Genomic DNA, 21698 nt, shown 5'->3' with positions numbered 1-21698 from the left:
TTTATGCAAATTACAAGTGGACATTCCGTCCAAGTCTGGACTTCTGTAACATTGAATAAAAAACTAAATACTTAAGGTGTATGCCTCTAGTACAAGAATATAAAGAATCATTTTTCGAGATATTGAAACCATTTTTCTTTTATAACGTCTTCAAAATCTATATCATGTGCCTTTGCAAACAATATTAAATGCGCAAACACGTCGGCAAGTTCATCCCTAAACTGTTGTTCTGATTCTTTTGTCGGGGCATTGCGACCACGACCACAATAATCATTATAGGCTTTGGTCATTTCGCCAACTTCTTCTATAAATTTATAGAAATACCAATCTTTGTCACGCGCAATATTAAAACGATTGGCATAAATATCCGAAACTTGAATGATTTTTTGCGTTAATTCTTTGCTATCCATCTGCTTACCCAAACATAACAGTTCATATATATTATATGTGCTTATATATGTCGCAAACGGACGCAACAAAAAGCGTAAAAAGCAATTAACACAAATTGCGCGCAATTGTCGCGCTTGGTTTTAGCAGATTCAGTATTTACGAGTAGGACATTATATCCTATTGCATGCGGGTTAGTTTTTTGGGGGCGAATATGAAATCAATCGCTAGAGCTATGAATTTGGAAATCGGTTTTTCTAAATCTGGCATTATGACATCTGTTTTGTGGGCAATAGTAGGCCTTATTTCAACCTACTTGACGACCCTTTCACCTGAGGCACAAATTTCAGGACAAGCTTTCTGCTCTTTGTTTACAAATAGCGGTAACGGCTTCCATGAAATGGGTTTAATCGGACACTGCCCATATTGCTATGTTGCTGTGGCTGCCTTTGGTGCTTCTTTGATTTCTCTTTTCAAAAAAGCATAATCATTTAAGTAATATCTCAAATTAAGCCCGAAGGTTACGCCTTCGGGTTTTTTTGTGTTTGGCGGCTTTTGGGGGCGGTTTTTACAAAACCATAAAACATAAAAAAAGCCGCCCAATGGGCGGCTTTTATTCAATCTAATTGATATTAATCAGTAACTGTGAATTCAGTTCTGCGATTTTTTGCATATGCCTCTTCAGTAGCAGCAGGATCAAGCGGCTTGGTCGCGCCATATCCCTTTGCACTTAGCCCCTCAGCAGGAACCCCCTTCTCTACCCAGAATGCTTTAACCGCATCGGCACGAGATTGTGAAAGTTTAAGGTTATCATCGGCATTACCACGTGCATCAGTGTGTCCAGCAACTTCGATTTTATGTGCCTTACATGCGGTTGCGATACCAGTAAGAACATTAAGCAAATTAGCAGAATCACTGTTCACAGTTGCTGCACCGGTTGCAAAATTAATGGTGCGCCCCGCCATAGTGTCGGTGAAAGCTTTTGTACAAGCCGCCGCATCAGGATTTTCACCCAAAGCCGCCAATGCCGCACCAATTGGTGCCTCAGTAGAGCCAGCAACTTTGATATCATCAATAACCAAAGTGCCTTTACCTTCAGAAGTTTCAAGACCCATAGAAAGATCTGCAAGTGCCGCATCTTTCGCATTTTTGTCCGCTGCCTCACCAGAAGCGATCAACGAAGTTCCATTTAATTTAAGGCTTAACCAAGGGAATTTGGCTTTAAGCTCTTCGGTGATTGCGCCAAACCATGCTGGTTGCTCCGCCTTAACTTCGGCAGTAACCGCAGGGGTTTCAGTTTTTGCATTACCTTTGGTCAAGGCATACCAACCAAGGCCACCAACAGCGACAATCAAAAGCAATGGAATAAGAATGCCACCGCCTTTTTTGCCTTCTTCAACTAGGCCAGTTGCAGCAGCACCAACGCCAGCAACCGCATCTTTGGCAAGGGCAGCACCTTTTTCGGCAACATCTTGTGCCGCATCAAGACCTTTGTCAGCCAAGTCAGCCGCACCTTTACCAAGGTCGCCCGCCGCAGCAGCAACACCACCAACAGCCGCCGCACCGGCACCAAGCGCCGCAACGCCCACGCCGCCAATTTTCTCAACGCCGTCTTTAATTGCGTCACCAACATCTTCGGCAACATCACCAACTTTTTCGGCCGCGTCTTTTGCGCCTTTAGTCACTTTTGCAGCAACCTCGCCCGCATCTTCAACAACGTCTTTTGCAGCTTCCGCAGCCTTAGCAGCAGCAGCTTTTGCACCCTTGGTTACTTTTTCAGTAACATTTCCAGCAGCCTCAGCAGCATTTTCGGCAACATCTTTTGCACCGTCAACAACATCGCCGGCAACATCAACAGCTTTATCTTTTACTTTGCCAAGAACGCCAGCAGCAGCACCCAAAGCACCTTTTGCTGCGTCTTTACCTTTTGCGGCCGCTTTAGTTGCTTTTTTAGTTACATCTTTGGCAACATCCGCACCTTTATCAGCAACTTCTTTTGCCGCTTTTGCACCCTTTGCTGCCGTCTTTGTAACAGCAGCTTTAGTCTTTTTTGTTACAGCAGATGCAGCGTCTTTTGCCTCATCCACAATTTTCTTTCCAGCCATAAATATCTCCTGATACTAAATACGCCCTTAGGCGTTTAGAAATTCTCTTAAGAATCCCCACCCTCTCAACGGCACTTTTGCTACAAATCGAATTATTTTGCAATCAGAATTAACTATATTTGAGCAATAGATTCATTGCAATTATAAGTACAAAATGTTGCAAGGTCTAAAACAAGGTAAATAGATAACTAACAACAGGTCAAAATAATATTTTTTATTTGCTTTTGACGTTTTTTGTGGCTATTGCGCACACCATGACTAAAGACGCTATTAACAACCCTTTTGAAGACGCAAAAACCACCGCAAAAACCCTTGCCGAGGCATTGCCATATATCCAAAAATATGACCGCGAAACCGTGGTCATAAAATATGGTGGCCATGCAATGGGCGACAGTGAAAGCGCAAAGAAATTTGCCGCCGATGTGGTGCTTTTGAAGCTGGTTGGGATTCATCCGATTGTGGTTCATGGTGGTGGCCCGCAAATTTCTGCAATGCTTAAAAAAGCGGGTGTTGAGAGCCGTTTTATCGATGGTTTACGTGTTACCGATAAAGAAACCATGGAAATTGCCGAAATGGTTTTATCTGGTGCAGTTAATAAAGAGCTTGCGCACCTTATAACCGATGCAGGACGTGAAGCAGATGTGCGCGGGGTTGGTCTTTCAGGTAAAGACGCCAATCTTTTCAAAGTTGAAAAAGTTACACGCACCAAAAAAGATCCTGATTCTAATATCGAAGCCGTGGTTGATTTGGGCTTTGTTGGTGATCCGGCAAAGGTTGATGCCCAACTTGTGATGTCACTTCTAAGTGCGGATCATGATTATGTTCCTGTAATCGCACCAATTGGCGTTGATGAAAGTGGTTCAACATTCAACGTAAATGCCGACACCGCAGCAGGTGCATTGGCAGGCGCAGTAAAGGCAAAACGCTTTTTACTTTTGACCGATATTGCAGGCGTTTTGGACGAAAATAAAGAATTAATCCGCGAAATGGATGTAAAACGCGCCCGTGAATTAATTGAAACCGGTGCGGCAGTTGGCGGCATGATTCCAAAACTTGAAACCGCAATCGCGGCGATTGAGGCCGGTGTAGAGGCGGTTGTAATCCTTGACGGTCGTCAACACCACTCAATCTTGATGGAATTGTTCACCTCAACCGGTATCGGCACTCTGATAAAGGCATGATAGACGGTCTAGAAAAACTATATGCGGCAAAAGACTGGGTCTTTGACCTTGATAACACGCTTTACCCGCAAGAATGTGCGCTTTTTCCGCAAATTCAGGTAAAGATGAACCGCTATGTTGCCGATTTTCTTGGGCTTCCACTTGATGAGGCACGCGCAATTCAAAAAAAATATTATGTTGAACATGGCACAACGCTTAATGGCTTAATGCTTCATCATGATATTGATCCATATGATTATTTGCACCACGTGCATGATATTGATTATTCAATTTTAAAACCTGATCCACGCCTTCGTGATGCTATAAACGCATTACCTGCGCGTAAGACGGTTTTTACCAATGGTTCACGTAAACATGCCGAAAATGCGCTCAAGGCGCTTGGACTTGAAGGTATTTTTCACGATTTAATCGATATTGCCGCCACCGATTTTAAACCAAAGCCCGAAAAAAGTGCTTTTGAAACTCTTATTAAAACCCATGATATAAACCCGCAATCTGCGGTAATGGTCGAAGATTTATCGAAAAATCTTGTAACCGCACATGAAATGGGCTTTATGACGCTTTTGGTATGGTCACATCATGATTGGAACGATGAACCAGAAGGCCACAAGCCAGCGGGTTTAGAGGACACCGAAAAAGAGCATATCCATTTTAACACTGATAACCTTGGCGGTTTTATCGAAAACGTAATTAAACAGGGAAAAGAATAATGACTGATACCCAGCAACTTCAAACCACTATCGATAACGCATGGGAAAACCGTGCCGAAATCAATATTGCAACCACTGGCGAAGTTCGTGATGCGGTTGATTACGCTCTTGCAGGTCTTGATCGCGGCGAATTCCGCGTGGCGCAAAAGAATGATGGCGACTGGGTTGTTAATCAATGGCTTAAAAAAGCGGTTCTGCTTTCTTTCCGTCTAAATGACAATATGGTGATTGACCCTGAACATGACCGACACCTTATTCAACCCGCAGGGCGCTCTTTTGATAAAGTGCCACTTAAAACCGCGCGCTGGAATGAGGATGACTTCCGCAATGCTGGTTTCCGCATGGTTCCGGGTGCGGTTGTGCGCCATGGCTCTTTCATTGCCAAAGATGCGGTTTTGATGCCATCATTCGTAAATATTGGCGCATATGTTGGTGAAAAAACCATGGTTGACACATGGTCAACCGTTGGCTCTTGCGCGCAAATTGGTGCGAATGTTCACCTTTCTGGCGGTGTTGGTATTGGTGGCGTGCTTGAACCACTTCAGGCCGGCCCAGTTATTATCGAAGACAATTGCTTTATTGGTGCGCGTGCCGAAGTTGCCGAAGGCGTCATCGTTCGTGAAGGTGCGGTAATTTCAATGGGTGTCTATCTTGGCGCATCCACCAAAATTATTGACCGCGCAACTGGCGAAGTTTTCCGTGGCGAAGTTCCGGCTTATTCCGTGGTTGTTCCGGGTTCACTACCTGACCCTAAAGGTGGTCCAAGCCTTTATTGTGCGGTGATTGTAAAACGTGTTGATGCGCAAACCCGCTCAAAAACCGGAATTAATGAATTATTGCGGGACTAATTAATGGATTTATTTTTTCATCCGTTTTCATCTTACTCACAAAAAGCACTTATGGCTTTTTATGAAAAGAACATTGAATTCAATTCAATGATTTTAGATGGTGGTGAAGAAATAACCCAAAAATTCAATGAAATATGGCCAATCGGTCGTTTCCCAATCCTTATGGATGACGGCAATTTCATTTTTGAAGCCACCGCAATTATCGAATATTTGGAAGTTAAGTTTCCACAAACCACACAACTAATCCCACAAGATGCTTTTGCCGCACAAGAAGCAAGAATGTGGGATAGGTTTTTTGATAATTATGTCATGTCCCCCATGCAGCATTTGGTTGATACTGCATTGGGACGTGAAGCTGATAATCATGACAGATGGGTATTGGCACTTGAAAAAGCCTATAAAATAATTGATGACAGAATGAAAATGCGGCAATGGGCTTGTGGCAATGATTTCACAATTGCCGATTGTGCCGCCGCCCCTTCTTTACTTTATGCGGATTGGGCACATCAAATTTCTAATGAATATCCAAATTTGCACGCATATCGCCAAAGATTATTAAAACGCCCATCCTATGCACGGGCATTTGATAATGCGCGCGCGTTTCGCAATTATTTTCCGCTTGGGGCACCAACGGACCGCGATTTATAATATTATCAAATGAATAAGGGTGGTATCTTTGAATAAAATACCACCCTTTTTTATTAGTATTTGCCGCTTAATAATACTTCGGCAATTTGTACCGCATTCAATGCCGCGCCCTTGCGAAGGTTATCATTGGATAGGAACAGCGCCAAGCCATGTTCAACGGTTGGATCTTTGCGAACCCGCCCAACAAACACAGGGTCTTTGCCGGTTGCATCCAATGGATTTGGAATATCAACCACTGCGACACCTTCGGCAGCGCCAAGTAATTCAAGCGCCTTTTGCACCGAAATTTCATTCTCAAACTCGGCATTAATTGATAATGAGTGACCAGAGAAAACAGGAACGCGAACGCATGTGCCGACCACTGGAAGTTCTGGAATTTCCAAAATACGGCGGCTTTCGTTGCGCAATTTGATTTCTTCTTCGGTAAAGCCATCTTCAACATAAACATAATTTAGCGGCACAACATTATAGGCAATTGGAACCGCCCATTTTTTTGCCTCTGGCAATGATACATTTTCCGGATGGCGGGCAAGTTCGCCACAATTATCACTTACGGCCTGAATTTGGCTTTCCAAAACTTGGCAACCTTCAACGCCACCACCAGAAACCGCCTGATAAGTGCTTACAGTTAGGCGTTTTAGACCCGCAGCCATATGTAATGGTTTTAAAACCGGCATTGCCGCCATTGTGGTGCAATTTGGGTTGGCAACAATCCCCTTTGGAATTGATTTTAATGTATGTTGGTTAACCTCGGCAACCACTAATGGAACGTCCAAATCATCGCGCCATGCCGATGAATTATCAATCACCACAGCGCCCGCAGCCGCAACTTTTGGCGCCAATGCTTTGGAGGTTGATCCACCCGCTGAAAAGAAAACGATATCAAGACCATTAAAATCGGCGGTTGCGGCATCTTCGACCACAATATCTTTATCACCGCATTTTACAACTTTGCCAGCCGAACGAGCAGAGGCAAAAAGCCGTAATTGATTGAATGGAAAGTTACGCTCTAATAAAATTTCGCGCATCATTTCGCCAACCAAGCCAGTTGCGCCAACGATACCGATATTTGGTGGATTATTTTCTAACACTTTGCATCTCCTTTGCCTGCAAGTAATTTGCGTTGCGAGATGCGGGAAAAACAAAACCCCGCATCTTTCGCGGGGTTGTTGTCTGTATGATTGCCCTTAAATTACGCGCCCATACAAACCCACCCCGCCGCAGCGAGTTGGTTTAATGGTAATCTTTGTAATCATTTGGTTTGTCATCACGCGCCAACTAGCCAACAAATTATTTCATGTCAACGGCAATTATTGCAATTTTTGTATATAAAATAATGACTTGAAAAGATTATGCGAAACTTTTTTGCGCAAAACCTTGGTTTATTTAAAAATCCGTTCTTACCACACCAGAATTTTGTGAAACAAAATATTCAATATCTGGTTTGCGAAAGCATTAGATGCCCCATATATATCTTTAAGAAAAATATCAGATTTCTCATTCAATATAATTAACATTATAACCTTCTGCAATTTCCTGTCATAAATCACACCATTTTTTCATTTACCCCTTGAAGACATCAAAAACTTTCCCATATTCCCCGTGTTCATTATGGTTATTGGGGAATGGGCAGCATGAACTTAAAGGTCTTGAAACGCCCATAATTCGTAATCATATAAGGTTTAATCTTAACTGGCTTGCGCCTTAATGCGGGCAATGCCAAATCTAAAAAAGCGTGGGCTTTTAAAGCCATGCAGAAGGAAAGTAAAAATGGGAAAAATTATTGGTATTGACTTGGGAACTACCAACTCTTGCGTTGCCATTATGGACGGCAAAGCCGCAAAAGTTATCGAAAACTCTGAGGGTGCGCGTACTACCCCTTCAGTAGTTGCCTTCACCGCTGACGGTGAGCGTATGATTGGTCAACCGGCGCGCCGTCAGGCAGTAACCAACCCGGATCAAACCTTTTTCGCAATCAAGCGTTTGATTGGTCGTAATTTTAACGACCCAATGGTTGAAAAAGACAAAAAACTTGTTCCATACGAAATTGTAAAAGGTCCATCTGGCGATGCGTGGGTAAAAGGTCGTGATAAAGACTATTCACCTGCTGAAATTTCCGCCATGACTTTGACCAAAATGAAAGAAACTGCCGAAGCCTATCTTGGTGAAGAAGTAACCCAGGCGGTTATTACCGTTCCTGCATATTTCAATGACGCACAACGTCAAGCAACCAAAGATGCGGGTAAAATCGCTGGTCTTGAAGTTCTTCGTATCATCAACGAGCCGACCGCAGCAGCGCTTGCATACGGCCTTGATAAAGGTGGCAACCGTACAATTGCGGTTTATGACCTTGGCGGCGGTACATTCGACGTTTCAGTTCTTGAAATTGGTGACGGCGTGTTTGAAGTTCGCTCTACTAACGGTGATACATTCCTTGGTGGTGAAGACTTCGATATGCGTATCGTTGATTATTTGGCTGAAGAGTTCAAAAAAGACAAAGGTATCGACCTTCGTAACGATAAATTGGCTTTGCAACGTCTTCGTGAAGAAGCTGAAAAAGCGAAAAAAGAACTTTCAACCACTACTCAATATGAAGTAAACCTTCCGTTCATCACAATGGACGCTTCTGGTCCGCTTCACCTTAACCTTAAACTTACTCGTGCTAAGCTTGAGGCATTGGTTGACGATCTTATCAACCGCACAATTGAACCTTGTAAAGCTGCTCTTAAAGATGCTGGCTTGGCGGCAAGCGAGATTGATGAAATCGTGCTTGTGGGTGGTATGACCCGTATGCCAAAAGTTCAAGAAGCGGTTAAAGCATTCTTTGGTAAAGAGCCACACAAAGGTGTGAACCCAGACGAAGTTGTTGCAATTGGTGCGGCAATTCAGGCCGGCGTTCTTCAAGGCGACGTTAAAGACGTTCTTCTTCTTGACGTTACCCCACTTTCACTTGGTATCGAAACTTTGGGCGGCGTGTTCACCCGTTTAATCGAGCGTAACACAACCATCCCAACCAAAAAATCGCAAACCTTCTCAACTGCTGATGACAACCAATCTGCTGTTACCATCCGCGTATTCCAAGGTGAACGCGATATGGCGGCCGATAACAAATTGCTTGGTCAATTTGACTTGTTGGGTATTCCTGCGGCACCACGCGGCGTTCCACAAATCGAAGTTACTTTTGACATTGACGCAAACGGTATCGTTTCTGTTTCAGCAAAAGATAAGGCAACCAATAAAGAGCAATCAATCCGTATTCAGGCAAACGGTGGTCTGTCTGATGCCGATATTGAGCAAATGGTAAAAGACGCAGAAGCAAATGCCGAAGCCGACAAAAAACGCCGTGAAGAAGTAGAAGCTAAAAACCAAGCCGAAGCATCAATCCATTCGATTGAAAAACAGCTTGCTGAATATGGTTCTAAACTTGAAGCAGGTGACAAAGGCGCAATTGAGGCAGCAATCGCAAAAACCAAAGACGCTGTCCAAGGTGGCGATGTTGCGGCAATTCAGGCTGCTAACAACGAATTGATGCAAGCGGCAATGAAAATTGGCGAAATCATGTACAAAGAACAGCAAGCAGCCGAAGAATCTGCGGCTCATGCTGATGCTGCGGCGGCTGCCAAAGCTGATGGCGATGATATTGTTGACGCTGAATTCGAAGACGTTGACGGCGATAAAAAGTAATTAACGCCCTTATATCCTCCCCTGCGAAAGCGGGGGAGGTGTCGTTTTGTGTGAACAAAATGACGGAGGGGGCAAACAAAGAATATTCACAAAGCCATGACCACCCAAACCTGTTATTACGAACTTTTGGAAGTTTCACGCGATGCCGATGGCGCGACCATCAAATCTGCGTTCCGCAAAGCGGCGATGAAATATCACCCCGACCGCAACCCTGATAATCCTGAAGCCGAAGCAAAGTTTAAACAGATTAACGAGGCTTATTCTGTGCTGTCCGATGAACAGAAACGCGCCGCATATGACCGCTTTGGTCACGCGGGTGTTAATGGCGGCATGGGCGGCATGGGTGGTGGCGGCTTTAGTGGTGATCCATCTGACATATTCTCCGAAGTTTTTGGTGATATTTTTGGCGATGTTTTCGGCGGCGGTCGCGGTCGTAAACAAGGGCCGGCGCGTGGTGCTGACCTACGCATGGATTATGACATTACCCTTGAAGAAGCCTTCAAAGGTGTCGAAGCCGAGATAAAAGTTCCAACCGAAGAAACCTGCGAACATTGTGATGGAAGTGGTGCAGAACCACCGCACAAACCCGAAACCTGCCCAACCTGTGGCGGTGCGGGGCAAGTTCGTGTGCAAAATGGCTTCTTTATGATGACGCGCACTTGTCATCATTGCCACGGACGCGGCACAATCATTTCCCACCCATGTAAAAAATGTCGTGGCAAAGGTGCGGTTGAAATTGAACGTAAATTGTCTGTCTCCATCCCTGCGGGGGTTGAGGATGGTCAACGCATTCGCCTTGCCGGTGAAGGTGCGCGCGGCGCACGTGGCGGTCCAAAAGGCGATTTATACATTTTCCTTAGCATTAAGAAACATGCCATTTTTGAACGTGATGGGCGTGATTTATATATGCGTATGCCCGTCCCCATGACCAAGGCGGCATTGGGCGGCAAAATCGAAGTTCCAGTGATTGATGGCGGCAAAGCCGAAATTGAAGTGCCAGAAGGCTCACAAACCGGTAAACGCATCAAACTTCGTGCGCATGGCATGACACAATTAAAATCGGCATTACGTGGCGACATGTATGTTGAATTATTTGTTGAAACCCCACGCAAATTGACCCCTAAACAGCGTCAATTGCTTGAAGAGTTTCATGCCGATTGCTGCGAAGCCTCCCACCCCGAAACCCAAGGCTTTTTCGACAAAGCCAAGAAGTTTTGGGAAGGCTTGAAGAAGTAATCACAAGCAACCATAATATTTCAAGGTCTCCCTCAATGCGGGTTTTAAATCCGTATGCGGGATGTTGTTGCCCAAAATTTCTTTAAGCCCCGCACCATCAAAGCGCATTTCATAATCCCATAAATAACGCATCTTGATAATCTCACTAATGGTTTTGTTAAAAGGCGCAATTAGGGTGAAAAGCCACCACGGCAATTGCTTTATTTTTATATTACGCCCCGTAATTTCACCAATTACCCCCGCCAATTCGGCATTTGAAAAATAGTGATTATCAAAATTAAAGCGTGAAAAATTGGGCAAACCATCCGCCTTTTCCAAAAGTTCGGCAAAGCATTTTGCGCAATCAGGCAAATATGCCCATTGGTGGCGAATATTTGGGGTTTTAGATGGTGAGCTTATTGAATTAATAGGTTTGTTTTTTTGAATAATGCCTTCGGTAAGCCAGCTTGAGCCACTTTGTGGGCCAAAGAAATCGCCCATACGCAATATTATGGTTTTTATATCGGCTTCTTTTTCAAGAAGTCTCTCAAGCCGTACCCGGATTCGTCCCTTTTCGGAAATTGGGTTTTGCGGGGAATTATCGGCAATATTTTCGCCCAAGATTGGCGCATAATTATAAATATTCCCAGGGAATAGAATAATTGCACCCGCCTTTTTGGCTGCCTTAATAGTGTTTTCAAGCATTAATTCGGGTGATACTTCCCAATTTTTATAACCGGCGGGATTTACCGCATGGAATATTGCGTCAACCCCATTGGCGGCCGCCATTACGTCACCCAAATTTTCGGCATCGCCCAAAATCCATTCAACGCCATCGGCAAAACCTGATTTCTTGCGGCTTAGGGCGCGCACATTCCAACCACGGACAAGACATTCACGCATAAACGCCCCACCCAATGATCCAGTTGCCCCCAAAATAAGTATATTTTTCATTTAAATCTCCTGATAAGCCTCCATAACGAGTAATTTGATAAATGTAATTGAATTTATAATTAGTTCTGTTATTCATATTTGAATGACAATGCAGGATATAGATTGGAACGCACTTAAGATTTTTGGCAAAGTGGTGGAAACCGGTAATTTCTCACACGCTGGCAAAGCCTTTGGCATATCCCAACCAACCATAAGCCGCGCCATCGAAGGGCTTGAAGAAAAACTAGGCTATCAATTATTCACGCGCACCACAAAAGGTCTTGTCGTAAGCGATGCCGCCAAAGAACTTGCGCAATATACGAGGGCAATGGGCATAAATTGCGAAACCTTTACCCGCGTTGCCAGTGCGATGGGCAACGAAATCAAAGGCACAATCCGAATTAGTACCAGCGAAATAGTCGGCATTTATATTTTGCCTGAACTATTAAAGAAAATTGGCAAAAAATATGATGGTTTGGATTTTGAAATCATTGCCTCTGATGAGATTTCCGACCTTACCGAACGGGAGGCCGACATAGCCATAAGAATGGCAAAACCCACGCAAAACGCACTTTTGGCACAAAAAATCGGTGAAATTGCAATTGGCGCTTATGCCAATGAGAAATATTTTGAAAGCAATGAAATGCCTGAAAATATTGATGATTTGACGCGCCACGATATGATTTTTTATGATGCTTTGTCGCCATTTCTTATTCCCTTTACGCAAGAATTTCCAATCATTGAAAGCGCGCATTTTAAATATCGCGCAGCGTCCCCTGCGGTGCAATTATCACTAATTTTAAGGGGTGTGGGCATTGGTTTTTGCCAAGCGGGTATCGCCAATGAATATGGCCTAAAAAGAATATTAAAAGACGAAATTAATATAAAAATTCCGGCATATATCGCAATGCACGAAAATCTAAAAAATCAAAAACGCTATATCACAATTTTCCGCGAACTAGCGAATGAATTGCGCGATTATATAAATGGCATCAAATTATAATCGGATTTATGACCCAATTTAAAACCTAAACGTATTGAAAATTCTTTTAAATGTTATTATAGGTAGAACTTAATAATATTTCGACCGATAAAGAGGCAATATAATGGCGCTTGAACCACAACATCAATATGAAAATTATAGCCGCCACCGTCTTCATTTTAGCGGTTTATTCTTTGCCGTAATCGCATTTTGCGGGGTTTGGTCGCTTACATTTTTAACTTTATTTATTTTTAGCATTCACGCCCAAGAACCAATAACATATGCCGCAATGGGAATCGGGCAAATATTATGTGCCTTTGTGGCATGGCGCCTTATGAAACGTGAAATGTTTTATGCAAACCTTATGGTTTCACTTGAAGAAAATGCAAAATCGGTAATTAACGCAAAAGAAAACGGTAAACTTGGCGCAAGGATTATAATTATATCTGCAGTGTTGATTTGCGGCATTGTTTTAACTGTCTTGCCCCTTTTACATTACATTTAAACCCCAAACCGATAATGCCCAGTGATGGGAAAGGCAAAAAGGACATCGTCCTTTTTCGTGCCCCAACCGATATTATGGATGATTAGGGGGTTGCCGTTTAATAATGCCTTGTCACCCGATACAATGCCAATATGCGGAAGCCCCTGCACACTTTGGGTAATAATATCGCCTTCGCGGTAATCAGAACCTTTATCAGATACTGATAACGCCGCCCCTTGTCTTTCAAAAAAGCGGCGTAAATTTGGAACGCGGCGATGATCGATATTTTTATCCGGCCCCTTCAAGCCCCAATTTTTCGGGTATTTTGAAAAGTTTGCCGCCATATCATCATGCACAAGCTGTTGTAAATCAAGCCCAAGCGCATCACGATAGGCACGGATTACCACATCGGTGCAAACACCCTTAAAACGCGGCACATCGCCACCCGGATATTTCAAAACCGTATAAGCGGGGTCATATTGCACAGTAACCCCAATTTGCGCCGTAGCAGACTTTACAAGGCGGCTTGATTTTGATGTTTGCACATCCGCCAATGCCTTGTCCGCCATCAATGAAAGTGCGGCAAGGCCAAAAATAAATTCTTTGCGATTTATACTGCCCATATATTCTTATTAATATTTATTTGGGCAAAAATATGACGCTACAAACCAAATCTATAATGGGCAATAATTGGGTATTTGCGTAAAATATCCTCTTTTACAATTGCATCACCATTATTATGGATTACAAGATTTTGCGTACGCCAACCGTTAAAGTCACCTGCGATAACGGCAAAGTGTGCTTTTGATTTTATTTTAAAAACCACAATATCGCCTGCGGAATAATCACGGTAATCAATTGGGATTGGTAATTGCGCGCCCTGTGCTGCAAAATATTTTTGCAAGTCCGCCACACATGATTTTGGGGATTTTTGCTTGCTTTTTTTAAGCGAGCTTTTGTGATTAGATTTAATATCAACCGCCGCAGCCGAATTTATATCAATTCCGATGCCTGCCTTATAGGCGTTTATGATATAATCACATTCACTATTACCCACAGGTAACGGCGCGCCAATTTGTGCCTCCACCGCATTTACAAAAAGCATTGGTTTATTGGAATAAGGTATTTGGGCGAATGAAAAATTGGTTCCAATTATTAAAGAAAAAATCAGACCAATCAAAAACTCTTTATGTTTCATGGCACTAACAATGTCGAAATTACGCCGCTTTATTAAACCAATCTTGTTGAAATACAAGAAAAAAAGCCTCTGGATATTACTCCAGAGGCAGGTAATCGATGATTACAAATACAGGCTAACTCGAAATCTTTAACAAAAACTCTTCAAGATCATATTCTTTTAGTTTTCGGTAAAGTGTTGAACGACCAATTCCAAGACGACGCGCAATTTCGGTCATATGCCCGGCATAAAGGTCAATGGCATATTGAATTAAATCACGTTCAATTTGTTCTAATTTGCGCAAATGCCCACCATCATCAAACATTGGGATGAACTGTGGAACTTCGCCATTTGCCGCCACTTTTGGCATAAGCATTGGAATACCATTTGGCGAATTGGCGATTTCGGCAAATTCCATTTCTGGCTCTGAATTTGCGGCGCGCAACGTTAAATCTGGCATGGCTGCCTCAAGCTGCGGGAAATCCTCTGTGGTTAGGTAATCATTATCACAAAGCACCATCGCGCGATAAAGCATGTTTTCAAGCTGGCGCACGTTACCTGGCCATTCATAGGCTTGTAATAGGCCATTTGTGCTTGGCGCAACGCCCAAAACCTTTTTACCCATTTCAGAGTTAAAGCGCGCGATAAAATGCTTACAAAGTGCCGGAATGTCTTCTTTACGCTCCCTAAGTGGTGGCGCATCAATTGGAAAGACATTAAGGCGATAGAATAAATCTTCGCGGAATAAGCCATCATGGACAAGGCGCGCCAAATCTTTGTTGGTGGCGGCAATAATGCGCACATCAACCTTAATGGGGCGTTTTGCGCCCACTGGGTCAACCTCAGACTCTTGTAAGGCACGAAGTAGTTTCACCTGCATCTCAAGCGGTAATTCACCAACTTCGTCAAGGAATAATGTGCCGCCGTCTGCCTCTTGGAATTTACCCATATGGCGTTCATTGGCGCCGGTAAATGCCCCCTTCTCGTGACCAAAAAGAATTGATTCAACAAGGTTTTCAGGAATAGCACCACAGTTTACGGTGATAATCGGCTTGTGCGCCCGATCACTTTCACCATGGATAGAGCGGGCGATAACCTCCTTACCGACACCTGACTCTCCCAAAATCAGAACCGGTATATTGGCGGTTGCCGCCCGCTTACCCATTTTAATGACTTGACGCATACTGGCCGCCCCCGCAACCATATCGTCAAAGGTCATCTGTCCGGCAGCTTTCTTTTTAAGTCTGCGGACTTCCCCTGTTAGTTCCCCAACCTTCAAGGCATTGCGGATTGATACCAAGACACGCTCTGGGCTTGCCGGTTTCACAAAGAAATCGGTCGCGCCCGCCTGCATCGCTTTGACCACTGTATCAATACCGCCCGAAGCAGTTAAAACCACAACTGGTAAATCATCACGTTTTTTGCGAATTTGTTCCAACGCCTCCATGCCGGAAACCCCTGGCATGATTAAATCTAGCAGAACCACATCAACCGCCGGATCATTTGCCTGTGCGACTGCTTGTGAACCATCTTCTGCGAGGCGTGTTGCAAAACCCTGACGCTCTACGGCCGCTTGTAAAAGGCGACGTTGCGCAGGGTCATCGTCAACGATTAATATCGTTTTAGTCATAATTCTTCCACCATACCAAAAGAACCTTCTGGTTCTTAATTTCGGGTCACATTGGACCACTTTTTTAATTTGTTACGATGCAAGATAATATAAAATTGAAAATAAATGGTTTATTTTGGGACACCAAAACCACCTTTTTCAGCCCAAAAACAAGCAATTACAGTTTATATTTGGTTAATGTGGTAATGCGGCGAAAACAACGCCCGTTAATGACGCATGAACTTGATTAATGGAAATATCTGTAATGTTTTAAAATACAATCATTGAAAAATCTGAAATTTTCACCTCAATTATTTTGATAATTTAATGACACGCTTTAAAATCCACCAAACCAACACAAATTAAGAGTAAATATAATGAATAGCAAAATTTTTAATAACTATCTTGAACGGTCACTTGCAATTCGTGAAAAATACCATTCATTAGAAGAAAAAATGCACTCATCTAAATGGACATTAGAAGAAGATGCTCTGGCATTTATTACTGATGCCGGTTTAGTCGGCAGAAACATCATGTCACATGAAGGAAGATGGCCAAAAGAAAATAGCAATGAAGAATTACGCCATAAAATTGGGGAATGTATGTGGTGGCTGATGATTTTAGCAGAAAGAAGTAATTTAAATGCCGAAGTCGAATTAGAAAACTTTTTAAAGAAGACTGAAAAGTTGCTGTCTTTGGATTAAAATTTAAAGAAATTTTGATTATAGGTTTGTTGAGATGAACGCTCGTCAATTAACAAATGCGGCATTACTGAAATATGGCTTTTAAGGTATAAATTAATGGAAACTCATTCCATAAATTTCGAAAAATCTGATTTAGAGATTGCAAGAAGGTTTAGGAATGCTGGGATGTCTAATAAATTTATAAAAAATTGATGACCACAAAAAACTTAAAGGATTTAAACATCGTCCATTAAAATAAATTTCTACCTTCGGTAAATTATCGCTAGATTTATCCTTAACTATTAGCTATATTAAAGTATAGTTAAATCGGAGGTCGTTTATGCAAATTTATAAAAATCTGAGTGGCAATGCAGGTGTTCATTCTTATGATTATGGTGATGATTTCATTAAAGTGAAATTTAATAGAACCGATGCAGTTTACGTGTACACTTATGAATCTGCTGGGCAAGAAAAAATAGAAAAAATGAAAGAGCTAGCAGATGCAGGTAAGGGGCTAACTGGATATATAAGCCAACACATAAAAAATAAATATGCATATAAAGAATAATAGAAGATGTATCCTTAACTCGTAATTATTTTTCACCCTTAAATCCACTTCGCATCAACTATCCTTCAGAGTGGAAGCAAAACACGTCAAACTCTAACCGCCCCTTACGGGAGGGAGAAGAAGTGATATTTCCATACCTATCCCCGCTTTGATAAATGCCATTAATATTCATAAGTATTTTGGCTGAATTAATTAGTGCGGCTTGGGTATGTCAGGAAATGTCAGGTTTTTTGGCGGCTGCTCATTTGATTTCTGCATGTCAACAAATGTCAACATTTTCAGGAGATGCAAAAATACGCACCAACAAGCGACTTAAAACATTGATTAGCAATAGTTTTATTTGAATTAATCGATGTTACAAACGGGTAAAGCAGGGGGAAAATGATTACATTATGTGAAATAATGGGAGCTGTTTATTGGTATGACAAAGCCACCCTTCCGTCCGCTTCGCGTCCACCTTCCCTCAAGGGAAGGAGTTAAATTCTTAATTCCTAACTTTTACCCTTCCCCCAATATTTCGCCCGCAAGATATAATGACCCACAAATAAGGATGCGGGCGCCATTGTGTTTACCCGCCGCAAGTTCGACAGCACTTTTGGCATCGTTCATTGGGGTGGCTTCGAGGTTGTGGTGCTTGGCAATTGCCGCCAAATTTTCCGGGGTGGCAGCGTTGGGTGTGGATTTAATGGGGATGGTTATAACAAAGGGGTTTAGTTCGGCAAAGATTTTGAAAAACCCGTCACTATCCTTATTCGCCAATTGCCCGGTAATTAAAACCAATGGCTTGGGCGGTAATGAGGCAATGAAATTCCTGGCGGAAATGGCACCGTGTGGGTTATGCCCGCCATCAAGCCAAAGCTCTGCCCCAGCTTTATTCGCAATTTCGGCATAAATACCAGTGGTTAGGGGTTGCATTCTTGCAGCCCAAACCGCGCTTTTTATACCCTTGGCAATTGCCCCCTCATCAATGCCCAAAAACTGCGCCGCCATAATGGCATTGCCCGCATTTTCATATTGGTGCGCGCCGTGCAAAGATGGTTTTGGCAATTCCATAAAGACATCATTAGTTTGAAAACAGGTTTTTCCATATGATTGATAACAATCCCAATCGCGCCCAAAAAAGTAAGGTTTTGCGCCGATTTTTTCCGCCTCGTTTTCAATGGCGTCAAAGGCGATTTCATTTTGCCGCGCCACGATTACGGGCGTATTCGCACGCAGAATACCGCATTTTTCGCGCGCAATCCCGCCCAAATCATCGCCCAAAAACTCTTTATGATCATAATCAATTGGAGTTAGGATGGTTAGAAGTTTTTTATTCACTGCATTGGTGGCATCAAGGCGACCGCCAAGACCGGTTTCAAGCAAAAGATAATCGGCATGGTTTTCCGAAAATGCCAAAAAACCGGCCAATGTCTCGGCCTCAAAAATTGTTAGGGGGATTTGTTTTGAAATTTCTTTTACGCGTTTCGCATATTCAAAAAGCTCTGCCTCGGAGATTTGTTTGCCCGCAATCACATATCTTTCGTGAATTGTTACCAAGTGCGGCGAAGTATAAATATGGCAGGTTTTGCCCGCCGCCTCCAGAATTGCACGAAGAAAGGCAATAGTTGACCCCTTTCCATTGGTTCCCGCAACATGAATTATTGGCGGCAGCTTTTTTTCAACATCGCCAAGCAATTTAAGTGCAGATTGCATCCGCGCAAGGGATAAATCAATAACACGGTCAAAGGCATAAAATATTTCAGCAGAATTTGAATTTGACATAAAAGTGACACTTGTTGTAATCGGACTTAATAGGTTAGGTTAAATATGGCAGTCAAGTTAAATAAAAATCGTATGTTAGAATCATGGGCATTATTTATTATATGCGCATTATTGCTTTTATTTACCAAGCCACTAACTGTACAGGGTAGCTTGGGGTATGAAATCATCCGGCTTGGCGGGATTTTTCTTGTCCTAATCTGCGTGATGGGGCGCATATTCACAACTGCCTTTTTGGGCGGGCATAAAAACCAAAAAGTGATTAATTATGGTCCATTCTCGGTGGTTAGAAACCCATTATATGTGTTTTCAATAATCGGCGTTATGGGCGTTAGCCTTGTTAGCCAAAGATTGGGAATAATAATTATTGCCCCATTGGGAACAATAATTATTTATCACTTCTTGGTAAAACGCGAAGAGGCATTTTTACTTGAAACATTTGGTCAAGAATATGCCGACTTTTGTGAAAAAGTGCCGCGCTTTATCCCTAATCTAGGGCAATATCACGCCCCTGCATTGATTGAAACCGACCCAAAACGTCTGTTTAGTTCATTATATGATGCTTTATGGTGGTTTTTAACAGTTGGTGTTATTGGAATTATTCAGCATATTCATTTTTAAATTTCTGCTCAATCACGTCCCAATATTTTTCCATCAAATCAATACCGGTAAAGCCAAGATAGGCACGAACACCAGTTGGCGAGGTTACGTTAATCTCGGTCAAGCGACCCGCGATTACATCGATACCAACGAATAATAAATTGCGCTCTTTTAATGCCGGGCCAATTGCGGCACAGATTTCCAAGTCCCGCTCGCTTAATTCTGTGGCCGCAGCAGAGCCGCCAGCAGCAAGGTTGGAACGAATATCATTCCCCTTTGGAATACGGTTGATAACACCAGCAGGTTCGCCATCAATAAGGAAAATACGCTTGTCGCCAGCAAATACTTCTTTAACAAAGGCTTGCACCATTAATGGTTCATTTGATGCCGAAAAGAACAAGTCCAAAAGGGCATGCAGATTGCCATCTTCTGGTTTAATACGGAAAACCGCCGCACCCGCATTGCCAAACAAAGGCTTGATAACAATATCGCCATGCTTGGCACGGAAGTCATCAATTGCTTTGCGATTTTTTGTTACCAAGGTTGGTGGCATTAATTCCGGAAAGTGCAGCGGGAAAATCTTTTCCGGGCTATTATTTACCCAAAACGGATCATTAACCACAAGGGTTTCGGCGGCAACCATATCAAGCAAATGCGCCGAAGAAATATAATTCATATCAAATGGTGGATCTTGGCGCAGCAAGATAACATCCAAATCATCGGCAAGATTTATAATTTTCTCTTCGCCTAATTCGTAATGATTACCCTGTTCACGCTTTACTTTTAAAGGCTTGGCATAGGCAGAAACAATGCCTTCTTCGTAAAACACATGTTCTGGCTGGAAAATCCATAATTCATGACCACGCTTTTGCGCCTGTTCCGCCATTGCGAATGATGTATCGCCGGTGATATTGATGTTTTCAATGGGATCCATTTGCAGTGCAACACGAAGTTTGGTCATAATTTTTTCCTTTTATGCTTATTTAGTTATTCAGGCTTGATTGTTCAATTTATATATTACACCTAACTGCGGTTTGTCGTTTTTATTCAAGAAATCGTGCCAAAACAAAATTATTTTCCGTTTCGAAAGGAAAAATCATGAAATTAAAATATACAATTCTTTATGTTGATGATGTTGCCGCAAGCGTTAAATTTTATGAGGATGCCTTGGGCCTTGGGTTAAAAATGCTACATGGATCTGGTGAATATGCGGAAATGGAAACTGGTGAAACCTCATTATCATTTTGCGCACGTTCTTTAATGACCCAAATGGGCAAAGAAACATTAAAGGCAAATCCCAAAACACCGGTTTCGGAAATCGCCTTTGAAACCGATGATGTACCAGCCGCCTATAACAAGGCAATTGCCAATGGCGCAAAACCAATATCAGAACCAGTTATGATGCCGTGGAATCAAATGGTTTCATATGTTGCCGATTTGGATGGGTTTTTAATCGAAATCTGTTCACCAATATTGGATGCCTAAAAATATGCATCCCCAAGAATAAGCTTATTAAAGGCAACATCTTCAATAATTTGTTTAGGTGTGCGCCCAAACCATTTCCTCATGGCGCGGGTAAGATGTGATTGGTCGGCATAATTGCAAATATATGCGGTTTCAGAAATTTGCCCACATCTGAAAAGTGTTCGTGCCGCAATTCTTGCCCGTGCCAACTGCCGCCAATATTTTGGGCTTTTACCTGTTTGTGCCAATGTATAACGCTGTAAAGAGCGCAAACCAACCCCAAGATTGGCGGCACATTTTTCAATACTCAAATCTATTTCACCTAATGCCATAAGCGCCTGATGCAAATTCTCATCGAATGAAACAAACTCGCCCGCCGTCTTTATTAATTCATCTGCCGGGCGCGTTGTATTGCGCATATAATCAAGCATCTTCGTACGATTAATTTGGGTCGCGGGGTTAAATCTTATACCTTCAAGATATGTGGCTTCGGAAATTTTAAAACTATCGCACGTTTCGGGGAGTTCAGTTATATGCCATGCCAAATTTCCCCTTTCTCCAATTGTGAAGATAATATCATTGCAGCCATCAGGCGGAACCTCGATAAATTCACCACAGCTTGAGTGATATTTCCAATGTACAAGCTCGTGATTTGCCAT

24 protein-coding genes are annotated in these 21698 nt (G+C 42.7%); 14 read left to right on the top strand and 10 right to left on the bottom strand.

Features of this window, described 5'->3' with window-relative positions; genetic code table 11:
• Positions 1 to 107 precede the first annotated feature (107 nt).
• A complete protein-coding gene (locus tag KXV15_RS04430) occupies positions 108 to 410 on the bottom strand; it encodes a MazG nucleotide pyrophosphohydrolase domain-containing protein (RefSeq protein WP_240006943.1) in 303 nt (100 codons plus the stop codon).
• Between the two features lie 191 nt (positions 411 to 601).
• Here KXV15_RS04430 and KXV15_RS04425 point away from each other — a divergent pair, with 191 nt between their 5' ends.
• Positions 602 to 874 carry a hypothetical protein gene (locus tag KXV15_RS04425; RefSeq protein WP_240006942.1) on the top strand — a complete coding sequence of 91 codons (273 nt, stop codon included), beginning with the start codon at positions 602 to 604 and terminating at the stop codon, positions 872 to 874.
• Between the two features lie 145 nt (positions 875 to 1019).
• Here the strand turns inward: KXV15_RS04425 and KXV15_RS04420 are convergent, their stop codons facing one another.
• A complete protein-coding gene (locus tag KXV15_RS04420; protein ID WP_240006941.1) occupies positions 1020 to 2492 on the bottom strand; it encodes an OmpA family protein in 1473 nt (490 codons plus the stop codon).
• A 254-nt stretch (positions 2493 to 2746) separates the two neighbouring features.
• Here KXV15_RS04420 and argB point away from each other — a divergent pair, with 254 nt between their 5' ends.
• The 4 genes from argB to KXV15_RS04400 are packed head-to-tail and all read left to right on the top strand — an operon-like array spanning position 2747 to position 5879.
• A complete protein-coding gene (gene argB / locus KXV15_RS04415) occupies positions 2747 to 3673 on the top strand; it encodes an acetylglutamate kinase (protein ID WP_275671543.1) in 927 nt (308 codons plus the stop codon).
• On the top strand, positions 3670 to 4383 hold the full coding sequence (locus tag KXV15_RS04410; RefSeq protein ID WP_240006940.1) for a pyrimidine 5'-nucleotidase: 714 nt from the start codon (positions 3670 to 3672) through the stop codon (positions 4381 to 4383). The genes argB and KXV15_RS04410 overlap by 4 nt, the downstream gene beginning before the upstream one ends.
• Positions 4383 to 5231: a 2,3,4,5-tetrahydropyridine-2,6-dicarboxylate N-succinyltransferase gene (dapD, locus tag KXV15_RS04405; RefSeq protein ID WP_240006939.1), complete on the top strand. Its 849-nt coding sequence runs from the start codon at positions 4383 to 4385 to the stop codon at positions 5229 to 5231. Before KXV15_RS04410 ends, dapD begins: the two co-directional genes overlap by 1 nt.
• A 3-nt stretch (positions 5232 to 5234) precedes the next feature.
• The gene (locus tag KXV15_RS04400) at positions 5235 to 5879 is read left to right on the top strand and encodes a glutathione S-transferase family protein (protein ID WP_240006938.1); all 645 of its coding nucleotides are present in this window, start codon (positions 5235 to 5237) and stop codon (positions 5877 to 5879) included.
• Between the two features lie 53 nt (positions 5880 to 5932).
• Here the strand turns inward: KXV15_RS04400 and KXV15_RS04395 are convergent, their stop codons facing one another.
• Positions 5933 to 6910, bottom strand: coding sequence for an aspartate-semialdehyde dehydrogenase (locus tag KXV15_RS04395; RefSeq protein ID WP_240007206.1), 978 nt, complete (start codon positions 6908 to 6910; stop codon positions 5933 to 5935).
• A gap of 739 nt (positions 6911 to 7649) precedes the next feature.
• Here KXV15_RS04395 and dnaK point away from each other — a divergent pair.
• Entirely contained in the window at positions 7650 to 9563 is a 1914-nt protein-coding gene (gene dnaK, locus KXV15_RS04390) for a molecular chaperone DnaK (RefSeq protein WP_240006937.1), read from the top strand.
• A gap of 96 nt (positions 9564 to 9659) precedes the next feature.
• Positions 9660 to 10799 (top strand): molecular chaperone DnaJ, encoded by a 1140-nt coding sequence (gene dnaJ, locus KXV15_RS04385; protein ID WP_240006936.1) that lies wholly within the window; start codon positions 9660 to 9662, stop codon positions 10797 to 10799.
• Here dnaJ and KXV15_RS04380 read toward each other — a convergent pair whose 3' ends face one another.
• A complete protein-coding gene (locus KXV15_RS04380) occupies positions 10800 to 11732 on the bottom strand; it encodes an NmrA family NAD(P)-binding protein (RefSeq protein WP_240006935.1) in 933 nt (310 codons plus the stop codon).
• An 82-nt stretch (positions 11733 to 11814) separates the two neighbouring features.
• Between KXV15_RS04380 and KXV15_RS04375 the strand changes: the two genes are divergently transcribed.
• Both KXV15_RS04375 and KXV15_RS04370 read left to right on the top strand, forming a co-directional pair.
• Complete coding sequence (locus KXV15_RS04375; RefSeq protein WP_240006934.1) at positions 11815 to 12714, top strand: LysR family transcriptional regulator; 900 nt, start codon at positions 11815 to 11817, stop codon at positions 12712 to 12714.
• 103 nt (positions 12715 to 12817) lie between these two features.
• Positions 12818 to 13198: a hypothetical protein gene (locus KXV15_RS04370; RefSeq protein WP_240006933.1), complete on the top strand. Its 381-nt coding sequence runs from the start codon at positions 12818 to 12820 to the stop codon at positions 13196 to 13198.
• Here the strand turns inward: KXV15_RS04370 and KXV15_RS04365 are convergent.
• The 3 genes from KXV15_RS04365 to KXV15_RS04355 all read right to left on the bottom strand — a co-directional run bounded on the left by KXV15_RS04365 (position 13195) and on the right by KXV15_RS04355 (position 15984).
• The gene (locus KXV15_RS04365) at positions 13195 to 13800 is read right to left on the bottom strand and encodes a DUF1287 domain-containing protein (RefSeq protein ID WP_240006932.1); all 606 of its coding nucleotides are present in this window, start codon (positions 13798 to 13800) and stop codon (positions 13195 to 13197) included. The genes KXV15_RS04370 and KXV15_RS04365 overlap by 4 nt on opposite strands.
• 38 nt (positions 13801 to 13838) lie before the next feature.
• Positions 13839 to 14282 carry a DUF1287 domain-containing protein gene (locus KXV15_RS04360; protein ID WP_240006931.1) on the bottom strand — a complete coding sequence of 148 codons (444 nt, stop codon included), beginning with the start codon at positions 14280 to 14282 and terminating at the stop codon, positions 13839 to 13841.
• Positions 14283 to 14490: 208 nt separating this feature from the next.
• A complete protein-coding gene (locus tag KXV15_RS04355) occupies positions 14491 to 15984 on the bottom strand; it encodes a sigma-54-dependent transcriptional regulator (protein WP_240006930.1) in 1494 nt (497 codons plus the stop codon).
• A 356-nt stretch (positions 15985 to 16340) separates the two neighbouring features.
• Here KXV15_RS04355 and KXV15_RS04350 point away from each other — a divergent pair, with 356 nt between their 5' ends.
• The 3 genes from KXV15_RS04350 to KXV15_RS04340 all read left to right on the top strand — a co-directional run bounded on the left by KXV15_RS04350 (position 16341) and on the right by KXV15_RS04340 (position 17558).
• Entirely contained in the window at positions 16341 to 16667 is a 327-nt protein-coding gene (locus KXV15_RS04350; RefSeq protein WP_240006929.1) for a nucleoside triphosphate pyrophosphohydrolase family protein, read from the top strand.
• A 319-nt stretch (positions 16668 to 16986) separates the two neighbouring features.
• Positions 16987 to 17214, top strand: a complete 228-nt coding sequence (locus KXV15_RS04345) for a hypothetical protein (RefSeq protein WP_240006928.1) — start codon at positions 16987 to 16989, stop codon at positions 17212 to 17214.
• Between the two features lie 179 nt (positions 17215 to 17393).
• Entirely contained in the window at positions 17394 to 17558 is a 165-nt protein-coding gene (locus KXV15_RS04340) for a hypothetical protein (RefSeq protein ID WP_240006927.1), read from the top strand.
• A 154-nt stretch (positions 17559 to 17712) separates the two neighbouring features.
• Here KXV15_RS04340 and KXV15_RS04335 read toward each other — a convergent pair whose 3' ends face one another.
• Positions 17713 to 18978: a bifunctional folylpolyglutamate synthase/dihydrofolate synthase gene (locus KXV15_RS04335; RefSeq protein ID WP_240006926.1), complete on the bottom strand. Its 1266-nt coding sequence runs from the start codon at positions 18976 to 18978 to the stop codon at positions 17713 to 17715.
• Positions 18979 to 19023: 45 nt separating this feature from the next.
• On the opposite strand from KXV15_RS04335, the gene KXV15_RS04330 reads away from it, so the two are divergent.
• Positions 19024 to 19596, top strand: a complete 573-nt coding sequence (locus tag KXV15_RS04330; RefSeq protein ID WP_240006925.1) for a methyltransferase family protein — start codon at positions 19024 to 19026, stop codon at positions 19594 to 19596.
• Here KXV15_RS04330 and gshB read toward each other — a convergent pair.
• Positions 19574 to 20536, bottom strand: coding sequence for a glutathione synthase (gshB, locus tag KXV15_RS04325; protein ID WP_240006924.1), 963 nt, complete (start codon positions 20534 to 20536; stop codon positions 19574 to 19576). The genes KXV15_RS04330 and gshB overlap by 23 nt on opposite strands.
• A gap of 137 nt (positions 20537 to 20673) precedes the next feature.
• Between gshB and KXV15_RS04320 the strand changes: the two genes are divergently transcribed.
• Complete coding sequence (locus KXV15_RS04320; protein WP_240006923.1) at positions 20674 to 21060, top strand: VOC family protein; 387 nt, start codon at positions 20674 to 20676, stop codon at positions 21058 to 21060.
• Here the strand turns inward: KXV15_RS04320 and KXV15_RS04315 are convergent.
• Entirely contained in the window at positions 21057 to 21698 is a 642-nt protein-coding gene (locus KXV15_RS04315; RefSeq protein ID WP_240006922.1) for a helix-turn-helix domain-containing protein, read from the bottom strand. The two genes, KXV15_RS04320 and KXV15_RS04315, sit on opposite strands and share 4 nt — an antisense overlap.

This window comes from Pseudaquidulcibacter saccharophilus, assembly GCF_019455445.1.
Taxonomy (GTDB): domain Bacteria; phylum Pseudomonadota; class Alphaproteobacteria; order Caulobacterales; family Aquidulcibacteraceae; genus Pseudaquidulcibacter; species Pseudaquidulcibacter saccharophilus.
Note: the sequence above shows the minus strand (reverse complement) of the source record. Positions and strands in the feature narration are given on the sequence as shown.